General features: G+C 68.6%; 12 protein-coding genes and 1 tRNA gene. 10 read left to right on the forward strand and 3 right to left on the reverse strand.

What is annotated here, in order from left to right; translation table 11 throughout:
* Window positions 1–152 precede the first annotated feature (152 nt).
* Complete coding sequence (gene dcd, locus AC0VYM_RS27605) at window positions 153–737, reverse strand: dCTP deaminase (protein WP_475456988.1); 585 nt, start codon at window positions 735–737, stop codon at window positions 153–155.
* A gap of 123 nt (window positions 738–860) precedes the next feature.
* Here dcd and AC0VYM_RS27610 point away from each other — a divergent pair.
* Window positions 861–934 (forward strand) — tRNA-Gly (locus tag AC0VYM_RS27610).
* A 77-nt stretch (window positions 935–1,011) separates the two neighbouring features.
* On the opposite strand, the gene AC0VYM_RS27615 is transcribed toward AC0VYM_RS27610, so the two are convergent.
* On the reverse strand, window positions 1,012–1,512 hold the full coding sequence (locus AC0VYM_RS27615; RefSeq protein WP_475456990.1) for a hypothetical protein: 501 nt from the start codon (window positions 1,510–1,512) through the stop codon (window positions 1,012–1,014).
* A 521-nt stretch (window positions 1,513–2,033) separates the two neighbouring features.
* Between AC0VYM_RS27615 and AC0VYM_RS27620 the strand changes: the two genes are divergently transcribed.
* Window positions 2,034–6,335: a zeta toxin family protein gene (locus AC0VYM_RS27620; RefSeq protein ID WP_475456992.1), complete on the forward strand. Its 4,302-nt coding sequence runs from the start codon at window positions 2,034–2,036 to the stop codon at window positions 6,333–6,335.
* 284 nt (window positions 6,336–6,619) lie between these two features.
* Here the strand turns inward: AC0VYM_RS27620 and AC0VYM_RS27625 are convergent, their stop codons facing one another.
* Window positions 6,620–6,892: a hypothetical protein gene (locus tag AC0VYM_RS27625; protein WP_475456994.1), complete on the reverse strand. Its 273-nt coding sequence runs from the start codon at window positions 6,890–6,892 to the stop codon at window positions 6,620–6,622.
* Window positions 6,893–7,317: 425 nt separating this feature from the next.
* On the opposite strand from AC0VYM_RS27625, the gene AC0VYM_RS27630 reads away from it, so the two are divergent.
* From AC0VYM_RS27630 to AC0VYM_RS27665, 8 genes are all read left to right on the forward strand, one after another.
* Window positions 7,318–7,617: a hypothetical protein gene (locus tag AC0VYM_RS27630; RefSeq protein WP_475456996.1), complete on the forward strand. Its 300-nt coding sequence runs from the start codon at window positions 7,318–7,320 to the stop codon at window positions 7,615–7,617.
* A gap of 131 nt (window positions 7,618–7,748) precedes the next feature.
* Window positions 7,749–8,555, forward strand: coding sequence for a S1 family peptidase (locus AC0VYM_RS27635; protein WP_475456998.1), 807 nt, complete (start codon window positions 7,749–7,751; stop codon window positions 8,553–8,555).
* Window positions 8,556–8,695: 140 nt separating this feature from the next.
* Window positions 8,696–9,250: an RNA polymerase sigma factor gene (locus AC0VYM_RS27640; RefSeq protein ID WP_475457000.1), complete on the forward strand. Its 555-nt coding sequence runs from the start codon at window positions 8,696–8,698 to the stop codon at window positions 9,248–9,250.
* Entirely contained in the window at window positions 9,247–10,326 is a 1,080-nt protein-coding gene (locus AC0VYM_RS27645; RefSeq protein WP_475457002.1) for a CU044_5270 family protein, read from the forward strand. Before AC0VYM_RS27640 ends, AC0VYM_RS27645 begins: the two co-directional genes overlap by 4 nt.
* A gap of 246 nt (window positions 10,327–10,572) precedes the next feature.
* Window positions 10,573–10,866, forward strand: a complete 294-nt coding sequence (locus tag AC0VYM_RS27650) for a lactococcin 972 family bacteriocin (RefSeq protein WP_475457004.1) — start codon at window positions 10,573–10,575, stop codon at window positions 10,864–10,866.
* 10 nt (window positions 10,867–10,876) lie between these two features.
* Window positions 10,877–11,179: a lactococcin 972 family bacteriocin gene (locus AC0VYM_RS27655; RefSeq protein ID WP_475457006.1), complete on the forward strand. Its 303-nt coding sequence runs from the start codon at window positions 10,877–10,879 to the stop codon at window positions 11,177–11,179.
* Window positions 11,180–11,199: 20 nt separating this feature from the next.
* Entirely contained in the window at window positions 11,200–11,496 is a 297-nt protein-coding gene (locus tag AC0VYM_RS27660; RefSeq protein ID WP_475457008.1) for a lactococcin 972 family bacteriocin, read from the forward strand.
* 45 nt (window positions 11,497–11,541) lie between these two features.
* Window positions 11,542–13,554: a bacteriocin-associated integral membrane family protein gene (locus AC0VYM_RS27665; protein ID WP_475457010.1), complete on the forward strand. Its 2,013-nt coding sequence runs from the start codon at window positions 11,542–11,544 to the stop codon at window positions 13,552–13,554.
* Window positions 13,555–13,574: the final 20 nt, after the last annotated feature.

A 13,574-nucleotide genomic window follows, 5' to 3' on the forward strand; every position in this document is an offset into this window, starting at 1 on the left:
CGACCTCGAAAAACACGCGTATGTGATCTATGCCACTGACCATTTTATGGTGACTTGGATCACAATTCCGCGACATGCACTCAATGCGACAGAACGTGTCAGTACATAACCGTACCGTAAGCGTTTCCGCGGGACCAGAGGAGACCGTCCAGCTAGCCCTCGACGATCCGGGTCCGCGCGAAGTTCTGGTGCGAACGCGACGGTGTGGGCCCGCGCTGCCCCTGGTAACGGGAGCCGTAGGCCGCCGAACCGTACGGACGCTCAGACGGAGAGGTCAGCCTGAACATGCACAGCTGGCCGATCTTCATGCCCGGGTAGAGCTTGATCGGGAGCGTGGCCACGTTGGAGAGCTCGAGGGTGACGTGCCCGGAGAAACCGGGGTCGATGAACCCGGCCGTGGAGTGGGTCAGCAGACCCAGCCGCCCGAGGGAGCTCTTGCCCTCCAACCGGCTCGCGATGTCGTCCGGGAGGGACACCACCTCGTAGGTGGACGCCAGCACGAACTCGCCGGGATGGAGGATGAAGGCCTCCTCCCCGTCGGTCTCGACGAGCCGGGTCAGGTCCGGCTGCTCCACGGAGGGGTCGATGTGGGGGTACTTGTGGTTCTCGAAGACCCGGAAGAACCGGTCGAGGCGGACGTCGATACTCGACGGCTGGACAAGAGAGGGGTCGAAGGGATCGATCCGGACCCGCCCGGAGTCGATTTCTGACCTGATATCGCGATCGGAGAGCAGCACGCTCCGAACCTACCGCCTGCGAGAACGGGCCGAGGGCAGCACTCGACACCCCACCGACTTGCCTACCGGGCCCAGAGTTGGGCTAGGATAGCCAGCGTTGGACAGCCCCCGAGGCGACCCGACGCGGATGTAGTTCAATGGTAGAACTTCAGCTTCCCAAGCTGATAACGCGGGTTCGATTCCCGTCATCCGCTCCAGCACGAGAACGGCCCCTGGTCGCGAGGACACCTCGCCCACCAGGGGCCGTTCTCGTTTCGGGAGCGCCCGGACGTCGTTACTCCCCGACGAACGTCTGGGCCAGCAGTTCCTTCGCCAGTTCCGTGGAGAGCTGCGCCAGTGCTTCGCCATGACGGCCAGGACCGAATGCGGCGCCCGGGGAGATGCGCGCCGCGAGCTCTTCCAACAGGCCGGCGACGACCATGGCGCGTAGCTCCGTGATAACCACGTCACCGGGCGCCCCGTCAGAAGGCCGCGCCTGCGGACTACGGTCTCCATCGAGCCGCCGTCGCAGATCATCCGCCCGCTGCGCCAGAGAGATCGACTCCGCTCGATCACTCACGTACCGCTTCGCGGTGAGCGAGTACTCGAACGGATCGGGCGTTTCACGCTCAGTGTCGACCGACGTCGACGTGTCGCCCGCCAAGACCGCACGCAGATTCCGCAGCGCCGCGTCGACGCGTTGCGGCGAGCCGTCCGCCTCCGGCATCGCGTCGAGTACGCCGATCGCGGCGTCCCGTAGACACACGTAGTCGGCTCGAACCCTGTCGTCAGTCATCCTTGCTCCCAGCTCGCGTTCGGCACATCTCCGAGGCCCGGACGCACTCCGTCATCCTGTCCCCCGAGTGACAGCGGCACGGCTGGAACGCCGGCCACTGCACAATTTCAGACGCTCCCTCTATGTATAATGGCGTATCACACAGTTCGTCGTGATACCCGTTATCTATCGTGGTACCCCTCCGCCCACCCTGGCGGTTCGGCAGGGGCGTGTGCCTTCGCGGCCGCGCGAAGCCAAGGACCAGAATCCACGTCGACCCCCGTGCGCTCGCGACGCATGCGATCCGTCGTCCTGCTCTGTCACCACGAACCCGCGGCAGAGGCCCTGATTCCGGGCGCCCGTGGCAGAGCTTGTCGCACCGTCATTCGTGCTCGGCGTGGTCTCACCAGTGGGTCCGCACGCCGGGTGCCGCAGAGCTGCCGTTCACCATCGGCCTCAGCCCCAGGCGGGAACTCTCAACTGTGCGCGAGCATCCAATCCCGGATCGGTCTCCGGAGAACGCCCCTGAGGAGCAACCAGTGATGGACGAGTACGCGCGGTTGTCGCGCGAGTGGAAGGCAGCGCGCAGCGAGGGCGCGCGATCCTTGCTGGAAACAGTCCTGATGGACACCGCGAGGGAGATCGTGACCCAGGGGCAGACCCCACCCCTGCCACCTTGGGCGGACGGCCCTCCGGGCAGCGACTCGTGGCGCAGCAGGTGGACCTTCCAGTACTCCTCGTCCGGGTCTGACGGGTGGAAACTGTCCGACGCCGACAACGAGCTCACCTTCCAATGGGAGATCCTCCCGCAAGCGATGGCAGGCGTGAGCAGGCCAGCGGACCCCCTGATCGCCTACATCGGTGGGCAGGCGGCCTCCGGCAAGACCACTGCCCAGCGCGCGGCCATGGAGCGTATGGGGACGGAAGGCGCTCTCACCGCAGACTTCGACTCCCTGCTCGAGTTCTCCCCGATGTACCGGACGCTGATGGCGGAGGACGACCGCAGTGCCGCCAGGCAGGTCGGCGGTGACGCTTGGGTGTGGATGAACAGGATCATCGACACCGCCCGGGAGAACAGACTGAACCTGGTGCGTGAGAGCGCGATGGGCGGCGCGGAGGGTGCGGTCCGCGACGCCAGGAGGTTCCGCGCTCTCGGTTACCGGGTGGAAGCCGACGTGATGGCGGTTCCCGAAGCGCTCAGCAGGCTCGCGAACCTCAACCGCTACCAGCGGATGCGGGATGAGCTCGGGTACGGTCGCCTGGTCGCCAAGCGCATCCACGACGAAGCGTTCTCCGGTCTCCCGCAGACCATGCGGGCCGTCGACGATCTGTCTTTCCTTGACGCGTGCACCCTTCGCCGGTGGGGCGGCGGCGTCGCGTACTCGAATTCCCTGGACTCCGAGGGCAACTGGAAGGGTCCGGCGGGAGCCGCGGACACCCTGGAGAAGGAACGACTCCGGCCGTTCACCGAGGAGGAGGCCCGCTGGTTCAGGGAGACCTACGCCTACCTCGACGCCAACCTCACGGACGAGTTCCGGCCGGAACTCCTGGAGATCGCCGCGTTGGCCGCACGACACGGTGTCGAGGTCGCCGGTCAGACCATGTCGGTGGACAGTACCCGTGAGCCAGCAGACGTGAAGCGCGTGGGCACCACGGACCAGGAGCCACAGGCCGCACTCGTCCAGAAGCGCCAGCACCTGCTCCAGGACTACCAGCAGCGTCTGGCCGAGACTCACCCTGCCGACGGCGAAGCGGTCTGGCAGGAGTTCTCCGAGGAATGGGCGCGGTTGAATCGTCAGGACGGCGGCACAACCGGACTGCGAGTCCTCGCCTACTGCACGGAGTGGGATCCCCACAAGGGCGGCATCGTGGCCGTCAACCGCAACCTCGTCGAAGGGCTCGCGGCCGCCGGGCACGAAGTCTTCGTGCGCGTCGGGCATGAGGTGCCACCTGACCTTCCCGGCGACCGCATCCACCTCATTGGGCCCAGGCAGTACGACCCCGGTCGAAGTGAGCAGGAACAGCTCGTCTACGACGGCGAGGAACTTCCGTCGGACGTGGACGCCATCATCGGGCACAGCCGCTACTCCGGCCCCGAAGCGTTGCGGGTGCGCGACGAGAGGTACCCGGACACTCCGTTCGTCCAGGTGGTCCACATGGTGACCGGTGCGCTGGCCCGAGTGGCGAAGCGGCCGGACCTGGAGGTCGAGTTCGAGGGCATCGAGCGCCGCATGGTCGCCTCTGCCGACATGGTCGCCGGGGTCGGCCCGGCGCTGGCGGAGGAAGCCCACCGGCTCGCCGTCACCAACCCCGGCGATCATGTTCCCGCCGTCCACCAGATCATCCCCGGCGTTCCGTTCGAGGAGCAGCGGCTCCCGCCCTGGGACGGGGAACGAACACGCCACGTGTTGCTGGTCGGCCGCGGTGACGCCCCGCAGAAGGGCGCCCATCACGCCGCCCTGATGGTCCGCCGGTTGCTGGACGAGGGTCTTGACGTCCAGCTGACCGTTCGCGGTGCCGCCCCGGAGACGATGGAGGAGGTGAAGGAACGGCTGTCCGCCATCGCCGGCCGGGAGGTCGTGGTCAAGCCGTTCTCGATCGATCGGGGAGAGCTTCTGTCCGACATGCGGCAGGCCGATGTGATGGTCATGCCCTCACGGGCGGAGGGCTTCGGGCTGGTCGGGCTGGAGGCCGCAGGCGCAGGGCTGCCCGTCGTGTTGCCCACCACGAGCGGAGTCGGGAGCTTCTTCGGTGACCCGGGTCGCTTCCCTCCTGAGATCACCCGCCTCATGTTGGTCGAGCAGGGCTTCGAGGACGACGTGGAAGTCGAGCGCTGGACCGAGAACCTGCGGGAGATCCTGGTCGACATTCCCTCGGCCAGGAAGAATGCGCTTTCTCTGCAAAGTCTCCTGCGCGAGGCCGACACGACGTGGGTGAGCGCCGCTCAATCCCTGGTGGCCGGCGTTCAGGCGATACCGGGGCGCGGCGCGCCGCGCCCACAGACACCCGAGTTGCCCTCGATGGCGGGCGACGGTTGGGTGAACTGCGCCGAAGGACACCCGCACTGGGGCCAGTTCGGTGCCGCTGGGCTGCTCCCCGTCCACCGTGCCGCGAACGGCGAGACGCTGGTGCTCATGCAGCACCGAGGCACGGACACCGACCAGGGAGGTACCTGGGCGCTTCTTGGCGGCGCACGCGACAATGACGAGTCCCCGACCGAAGCCGCCATCCGCGAGGCCACGGAGGAGAGCACCCTCCGCCACACCGACGTCCACATCAATCGGGTTGTTCGGGACGATCACGGCGGCTGGACCTATGACACCGTGATCGCCACAGCAGACCGGCCGGTACAGGTCGAGCCGACCAGCAGCGAGACCTCGGCCCTGCAGTGGGTCCCGGTTTCCGAAGTCCAGAACCTGGACCTTCACCCCGGTTTCGCCGACAGTTGGCCGAGGCTCCAGTCCGAGCTCGCGGCGGTACTGAACGGCGAGCAGCCCACCGTCAGTGTCCCGGCCGACACCATGCCCCGCACCAGCGCGCTCCCGCTGCCCTCACACCCGGTCACCAACGCGCGTGTGGTCGCCAGACAGACGCTCGAGCACGGTGACGGTATCCGGAACAAGGAACTGGCCACGTTCGAGGACGGGACCCGGGCCGTCTACGAGAAGTACGTCCAGACCGAGGACGCCAGAACCAAGGTGCTCGACTCACACGTCGGCCGAGCGGTGGGCGCCCGCATCCCGCTGTCGCAGTTGGTGGGGCTCCGCGAGGTCTACACCGACCACATGCCTGGTGAACCGGCTTCCACTCATCATCGGGACCTGACGGAGCTGGCGGAGCGGGGGATGTCCTCGACTCGCGATGGTGTCTTCCTCGGCCTGCACCTCTCGCTGACGGCAGCTCACGGCGTGACCACCGACCAGCTCGTCTTCGGGGGACGGCAGAGTCTGATCGCGGCTGAGGCCGACGCCGCCTCGCACACTTCGTTCCCGGACGCGACGAACCCGTTCGTCCGAACGTTCTTCGGGGAGGGCGAGCCACACGAGTTCTCCTGGGTCGACAACCCGCTCTCACCCGGCGACATCGAATCCATGAGGCAGCGACTCGAGGGTCTGCGCCCCCTCTTCGAACAGCTCGGTCGACCCGACCTGTTCCAGACGCGCATGGAGAGGTTCGATCAGGTGGCGGAGCACGCGACCGGAGGTGATCGATTGCTGCCCAGGGCTCCTGGCCACCAGGTTCCCGCTTGGGGAGGCGACAAGGCTGCCTCACAGGAGCCGATGAGCCTCCTGGACACACAGGTCCGGGCGACCCAGTTCGGACGGTCCCTCTCAGAGCACTTCCGTAGTACTGACTGGATCACCCACAACCCCCATCAGCCTTCGGAATCACGTATCCCCGGACGCACACGGCCCCAGGCCCTGAACTGGTTGGCGGAGTACTGGAAGCGTGCGCGGGATCTCATCAAACACGGGGAGCTCACCGCTCAGACCGCTCCCGCGATGCTGGCTCTGCACGCCGAAGCCGACCTTGTGGCCGCGGTGGCCTATGAGGGCCAAGACAAGCGGCTCGCCGAGCACGTCCTGCACCAGAAGGTGCAGAAGGCGGTGTTCATGGCGGGTCAGCGTGGTGTGGACAACGGTGACCTGCCATCGAGCCCGGAGGAGTACCTCTCCGCCACCCAGAACGAACGTGCGCGCTATGTGGAGGCGATGAAAGCCGCCAAGACGGTCCGCTCCCAGCAGAGCCTGTCTGGCTCAGGCGCGCAGGGTACGCACACGACCGCGCCGGACAGGGGCCGACAGAACAGGCGATCGCAGGAGGGCCCCGACCTGGAGCTGTAGTGGTATGGCCGCTGAGGGGTCGACAGCCCGAAGCCGACACCGTCCTTGGTCAGAGGTCAGTCGGGGAGGGGACCTTGAGCAAGCGCAAGGAGGGGCAAGGGCGTGGCCGGGCGGATCCGGTCCGGCTCGTTTCGGAAGGTACCTCAGAGCGCCAGCTACCCCCAGATGCCCAGACGGAGGGGGACTCACGGTTGGCCCAACCAACAACCCGGCTTGCCCCGCTTCTCGACGTTCTCATCTGTCGAAAAGCGGGGCCGCTTCCTTCGCGATTCAGGGTTGGTCGACTACTTCTTCGACTCCATCGAGATCCCACCAACAGCAAGCGAGAACATCCGCGAGAACGCTTGCCGTACGTCCGGATCCCGATCCAGTCGCTCCAAAGAAGCGAACCTCGCCGGGTCGATATCGATCGTGGCGACACCGCCAGCCGGTCCGCCGCCTGTGCCCGAGAACAGAAGAAGACACCGGTAAGCCCGCACGGCCCCTCCTCGCTCCTCGCGCGTCAGCGGCTGAAGGAGGATTTCTTTCGGCTTGACCTGTTCGCGGAGCGCGTCCACGGAGGACCACCGAGTGGCCCAACCTCGTTCCTCGGCCTCCAGCTGGACTTCGACCAGCTCAGGGAAACTAACCTGGCACACGCGGAAATCAGCGTCATCCACACGGACTACGGGCATCGGGAAACCGGTCCTCACCATACATCGATCCGGATGGGCGGTATGGGTCGATTATGCCATCCGTGACTCTCGAGGTCCGGCCCGGAATCGAGATAAGGAACTGGCCATCGAGTTCGTCAATTCGTTGGGATTCCCAGAACCTCGAATGACCTCCGGCGATCGACGGAAACACGGCCGAGGTTGAAATCGTGAGCCCCTCTCGTGGTAGCCCAGGTGCCAGGAGTCGCAACGGGACACGCGGGGTTCGGGGCGCGGCCGGGGGGCGGTGTTCTGGGAGTGTGGTCTTCGGCCTTCTTCGGGGAGAGCGTATGAGCCCAACGACAGCCCACGCCGGGTACAGCCACCTGTTCCCCGGGGCCCGGGTGTTCGTCGAGACCCCGGCCGAGGACCTTGCCCAGCTGCCGGAGTCGTTTCCCCTGGGGTTCTCCGACGGTTCCCGGTCGACCGCTCGTGTCCTGCGAGACGGGGACTCCGGGGTCCTGGTGGTGGAGGGCTACTCCACGGAGAAGGGGACCCGCCTCGACGAACGTGTGTGGGTGATCAGCGCCGTCGAGCCTGACACCGAGGGGATCGGGCTGACCCTCGGGTCCCGCCTCCCGGCCGGTTGACCTTCCGTAGCCCCTTCGGCTGCCGTGTGCGTACTTTCGTCGGAGGCCCAGGTGGTCCTCGGGGCCGATGTCCCGGAGGATTCCGCTTCCTAGCTTGGGATGTGACGGAACACGAGCGGGAAGGGTCTGGCATGGCGGACAGCCGCAGGAGCACGACGATCGCCGGAGCACTGGGAGTGGGGGCGTTCCTGGGGGCGACCGCTCTGGCCACTCCGGCGGTGGCGGTCATCGGTGGTGTCGACGCCACCGAGGAGTACGGGTTCATGACGGCCCTGTACGACGACAACGGCCAGCACCTGTGCGGGGGCGCGCTGGTCGACGAGGAGTGGGTGCTCACCGCGGGCCACTGCACCAGCCCGGAAGAGCTCACCGCGCGGGTGGGCAGCACCGACGTGAACGCGGGCGGCAGCGAGCGCACCGTCGTCGAGGTCGTCTTCCACCCCGAGTACGAGGTGGAGGACGTCAGCGACGATCCCGACTATCCGCTCTCGCAGTACCTGTTGCGCAACGACCTCGCGCTGCTCAGGCTGGACGCTCCGGTCGAGCAGACCCCCGTCGGCATCGGGGAGGAGTCGGCCGCTCCGGGCTCCGAGGCGCGCGGTCTGGGTTGGGGGATGCTCGACGAGTTCGGCGAGGAGGGGAAGCCGGACACCCTCCAGCAGCTGGACACCGAGGTCGTCGCCCCGGACCGCTGCGCGGAGATGGACCCGGAGGGCGACCTCTGTTCGGAGCACCCGACCGACGAGGCGCAGATGTGCATCTCCGACTCCGGCGGCCCCCTGGTCCGCGAGGAGGAGGGGGCCTGGGAACTCGTCGGTGTCGTCAGCCGGGACGGCGACTTCGACGAGAGCCCGCTCTGTGTGGGCCCGATGGTCTTCACCGACCCCGTGGCGCACGCGGACTGGATCACCGCCACCGTCGGCTCCGTTCGGGGCTGACACCCGGATCCGCGAGGCCCCGACCCCAGGAGGGTCGGGGCCTCGCGGTGTTCATCCACAGCCTGTGGACAGAAGATTCGGCTGTAACAAACGGCGCACCACAGACAGAAGGAGGGTGACGGCCAACCGGAAGGAGAGCGATGAGCGGCGATGACACCGGCGGCGTCGAGGGGGGTGTGTTCACCCGCCTCTTCAGAGAGCACTACCACGATGTCAGGAGGTACGCGCTGCGCCGGCTCGGTCCGGACTCGGCTGACGACGTCGCGGCGGAGACCTTCTCCGTGACCTGGCGGCGGTTCGACCGCATGCCCCGGGAGGAACCGCTCCCCTGGCTGTACGGGGTGGCCCGCAACATCACCCGCGCACGGATGCGGGAGATGCGACGGGAAGGACGACTCACCGCGCTGGACACGGATCCCGGGACCCCGGACCCGACCGGCACGGTGGTGGACCGGGAGAGCGCGCTCCTGGTGATCGGGCGGCTGAGCGACACCGACCGCGAACTCGTCATGCTGCTGGCTTGGGAGGGCCTGGAGATCCAGGAGGCCGCTCGGGCCCTCGGGTGCAGCACACCCACGGCCCGGGTCCGCCTGTACCGGGCACGCAAGAGGATCGAGCGCCTCCTCGAAAACCCGCCACCGCGCCCCGCCCCGACCCCCCACGCCGTCCGTCCCGTCCTGAAGGAGAAGTCGTGAGGAACACCCACGAGGACGTGCGCGCCGTCCGGAACCTTCTGTCCGCGCACGACCCCGCCGCAGACCACCCCGGTGACCACGAGGCCATGGAGCGGGCGAGGATCGAGGTCATCGCCTCCGCGAGCCAGCCGAGACGGACCCCGCCCCTGTTGTCATGGGGGACCCTCACCCGGCCCGCGGTGATGGGAACCGCCGCCGCTGTCGCGGCCGCCGCCCTGTTGGCCCCGTTCGTGCTCCGGGACTCCGCTCCCGCCCACGCCACCCCGCCGCCAGCCCCCCTGAACGTGCCCATGACCGAACTGACCGATGCCGAGGAGCACCTGCGCGACCTGGCCGATGCCGCCGAGGCCGCGGAGGCCCCCGAGCGGAACGGCGACGTCGCCTACGTGCGCACCTCGGAATGGATCTTCACCTACGCCCAGAACGCCGACAACGGGCAGACGGGCTGGGGCATCCTGCCGGAGGAGCGCCGTGTGTGGCGGGCCCCCGACGAGTCGGGGGTGGAGGTCATCGTGACCGGGGAGGCCGAGTACCGGGGCGGTGACCGCGGGCCGCTGGACTTCCTGTCCGGCGGCGGCTCCGAGAAGTTCACCTGGGGCGACGGTGAGGGGGGCGACGGCATGTTCTTCACGTGGGAGCCGCACGCGCTGTCCACCGATCCCGAGGAGCTGGAGGAACAGCTGGTTCAGGGGGCGAGCCACGAGACGGGTGCGCGGGTGACGACCCTGTTCCTCGGGCTCCAGAGCCTGTACACCGAGGCCCCCGTGAGCCCGCAGGTCCAGGCCGCGGCCCTGCGGGCCCTGGCCGAGCACGACGGGGTCCTCTACGCGGGCGAGCACAGGGACCGGCAGGGCCGTGAGGGCGAGCTGTTCGTGATCGAGGACTCGGAGACCCAGGAGGGCGGACGGCTGGAGCACCGGATCCTGTTCGACTCCGAGACCGGGGCGCCCCTGTACTTCGAGGTGGTCACGGTGGAGTCGGAGGAGGAGATCGAAGGTGTGGAGCTCCCCATGGTGAACCAGTACGTGGTGATCTCGGAGACCGCCTGGGTCGCGGAGGTCGAGGAGCAGCCCTGACGGCGGTGGTCTGTCCACAGCCTGTGGACAGACCACCGGACAAGTCCACAGAAACCCGATTCGCGAACCCCGTTACCCCAGGTCGGAGCAGGCGTCTGGATCGTGTCCGCATCCGGCCACAAAAGGGAAACACCCTGAAGGGCGCGGTAGTAATGGATTTCAGAGGGGCAATGCGTCTCCCTCTTCTGTGAATTCTCCCATTCTCCGTTGCGATGCGACGGAGAACGACAGGACCGGGGTTCTCGAATGCGGAAAACAGTCAACCGGGGAATCGTCGCCGCGCTCGTCGTCGCGGGGGTCACCGCCGGGGCCGCGAGCGCGGCCCTGGCGGGAACCCGGATCGGCGGGGGCACCTGGTACCACGGAGTCACGACCTCCTCCGTGTACTCGAACTACCACCACTCCAGCAACTGCCACGGCTCCACCGCCGTGGGCACCTACACCGACCGTTCCAGGAACGCCGCCCCCGGCCACACCTCCTACGCCAGCGCCCCCAAGGCCTGGACCAACAACCAGTCGTACTACCGCAGCGGCTGTTAGGGGAGTCGCCGTGAACACCGCTGTTCGTGTACTCGCCACCGCTCTCACCGCAGCCGTGATCGCCCTGGGCGGCGGCACCGCCGCCCTGGCCGCGCATTCCTACGTGGGCGGCGGTGAATGGCTCTGGGGAATCACCGGAATTCCCGGTTCGGGCGAGGTCTACTCGCATTACCTCCACGGCTCCGCCTGCCATGGGGCCACCGCGGTCGGAACGCGCACCGTCCGGGTGAACAGGAACGCCGGGCAATGGGCCCGGGCCAACGCACCGCGTGCCAACGGAAACAACCAGAGCTACTGGCGCAACAACTGCTAGACCCCGGCAGGGAGCCCTCGATGCAAGCCCTCCTCCTCCGACTGTCCGTCACCGTGGTCGCCGTCGTCGTCATCGCCACCGGAACCGCCCTCGCCCAGACCTCCCACGTCGGCGGCGGGGTGTGGGAGCGCAGCCTCACCGGGGTTCCCGGGCAGGGGTTCGTCCGGTCCCACTACCACCACCCGAAGAACTGCCACGGAGCCACCGCCGTGGGCACCCACACCGAGCGGGTCAACGCCTCGGCCGGTATCTGGGCCAGAGCCGAGGCCTCGCGGGCCATGGCCAACAACCAGCAGTACTGGCGCAACGGCTGCTGACCGCCCCGGGAGCCACGGGTTCCCCCTCCCCGACAGGACCGCCAGGTGCCCAACCGGACCCTCTCCTTCGCCTACACCGCGTGCGTCGCCTTCGCCTCGCTGCTCGCCTTCCTCCTGGCCGCCGCCGCCGAGCGGACCGTGCACGTGCTCGACGACCCGGACCTGGTGTGGATCACCGAGAGCGACGGCACCCACGACACCGGCGAGGTGGCGCGAACGGTGCGGGAGGTCGCGGACGCCCATGACGCCGCCATCGGCTACAGCGTCCTGGACGTCCGCACGCCGTCCTCGCTGGCTCACCTCTATCTGGCGGTCTCCGATCCCGGATCCCGGTACGGCCGCTGGCTGGAGGAGGGGTATCCGTCCTTCGGCCGCTCCTTCACGGTCAGAACCCATCCCATCGAGGAGTTCGGCGAGGTGGGACCGCACGGCTACTACCTGGTGTTCGGCGCTCCGGAGGCCGCTCCCGCGCTGCGCGAGGCACTGGCCGGGCACGGCCTGTCCGAGGCGCCCGGTGTGCAGAGGACCCGGCTGTGGCACTTCCTCACCGGCGGTCATCTGTGGCACCTGGTGGCGGTCGCCGTGCTCACCACGGTCACCGCCACCGGGGCCGGGGTCCTGCTCGCCTCCCGGGACCACGCCGTCCGGCGGCTCCAGGGGCACTCCTACGGGCGGCTGCTCGCCGGGGAGCTGGGCCGGGTCCTGCGGCTGTGGGCGGTCGTCCTGCCCGTGGCGGCCGTGGCCGTGCTGGGGCTCCTCGGCCTCTACAACGGCGGGAACCAGATCGGCTTCTCGCTCACCCTCCCCTGCCTCGTCACCCACGCGGCGGCGCTGGCCCTGGTCGGCACCACCGGCATCCTGCCCGCGCTCCGGGGACGGCTGCCCGTACGCGGCACCATGGCCACCGTCTACCTGGTGCGCGTCCCGGCGTTCGCGCTGACCCTCGTGCTGATCGGCTCGGTGGTCGCCACCGCGCGGGAGGTCCGGGACCACCGGCTGGCTCTGGAGGTCCACGACCGGTACGGGCAGACGTCCCGGCCCGCGCTGAGCGCCAACTACGGCTGGACGGACGAACGGGCGGTGGACGACACGCTCGGCCCGTGGCTGCGGAGGGCCGACGCGGCGGGCGACCTGGTCCTGGCGGTCCAGATGCGCCTTTCCGAGATCGTCCCGGACGGAGGCACCACGCCGGACCGCCCGGTACTCCTGGTCAACGACACCTACCTGGCCGAGGAGGAGGTCCTCGCCCCGACCGGCAAGCGGTACGGGGCCGCCGGGACCGTGCGGGTCCTCCTGCCCGAGTCCGCCTCCCGAGACACCGGGCCGCTGGTCGAAGGGGTGACGGGTTGGCTGGCGGTGAACGGGGACCCGGGCGGCCGGTTCGACGTGCGGGTCCTGCCCGCCGCCGACGGTCAGACCCTGTTCACCTACGGTGCGCAGGAACGCCTCGGCGGAGCCCTGCCCCTGCTGTACGAGCCCCTCGTCGTCGTCCTGCCCAACGGGGCAGTCCTGTCCGACAACGCCTACGTGAACCACATGTCCGCGAGACAGACGGTCTTCCCCGATCCCGGGGTGGTGGAGGCGTTCCGTGCGGGGAGCCCGGAGGCCTCCCGCTACGTCTCGATGGTCGAGACCCTGGGGGCCAGCGCGCGCAGAGCCCACGCCCTCGCCGTGCACGCCCTGCACACCGAGGCGTTCAACCTGGTCGGCGCGGGCGCCGTGCTCCTGCTGACCGCCATGGCCGCCTGCGTGGTCCACGTGCGCACCCGGGCACAGGAGATCTTCGTCCGGCACATCAGCGGGTGGGGCTTCCTGGCCACGCACCGACGCCTGTTGGCCACGGAGGCCGTCCTCGCGGTCGGCTTCGTGGGCTGGGCCGTGGGGAACACCGCCGTCCGGCTGTCCGCGCCGGACGACCCCACCCGGCCAGGTGTGCCCGTCACCGGGGCCGAACCGCTCCACGCGGCGGGGATCGCCCTGACCTCGCTCGCGCTCACCCTGGGCGTGCTCGCCCTGCTCCACCGCCGTATCGTCCGTGAGGGCGCCACCCGGGCCTGATCCCCCGCCCACGAGGAGAC

Source organism: Nocardiopsis sp. iso_237, from assembly GCF_056173345.1.

What these genes read in the sequence shown, in the direction of transcription:
- AC0VYM_RS27650 (WP_475457004.1), top strand. Translation starts at nt 10,573, where the DNA reads ATGCGGAAAACAGTCAACCGGGGAATCGTCGCCGCGCTCGTCGTCGCG.
- AC0VYM_RS27660 (WP_475457008.1), top strand. Translation starts at nt 11,200, where the DNA reads ATGCAAGCCCTCCTCCTCCGACTGTCCGTCACCGTGGTCGCCGTCGTC.
- AC0VYM_RS27615 (WP_475456990.1), bottom strand. Translation starts at nt 1,512, where the DNA reads ATGACTGACGACAGGGTTCGAGCCGACTACGTGTGTCTACGGGACGCC.
- AC0VYM_RS27640 (WP_475457000.1), top strand. Translation starts at nt 8,696, where the DNA reads ATGAGCGGCGATGACACCGGCGGCGTCGAGGGGGGTGTGTTCACCCGC.
- AC0VYM_RS27635 (WP_475456998.1), top strand. Translation starts at nt 7,749, where the DNA reads ATGGCGGACAGCCGCAGGAGCACGACGATCGCCGGAGCACTGGGAGTG.
- AC0VYM_RS27620 (WP_475456992.1), top strand. Translation starts at nt 2,034, where the DNA reads ATGGACGAGTACGCGCGGTTGTCGCGCGAGTGGAAGGCAGCGCGCAGC.
- AC0VYM_RS27630 (WP_475456996.1), top strand. Translation starts at nt 7,318, where the DNA reads ATGAGCCCAACGACAGCCCACGCCGGGTACAGCCACCTGTTCCCCGGG.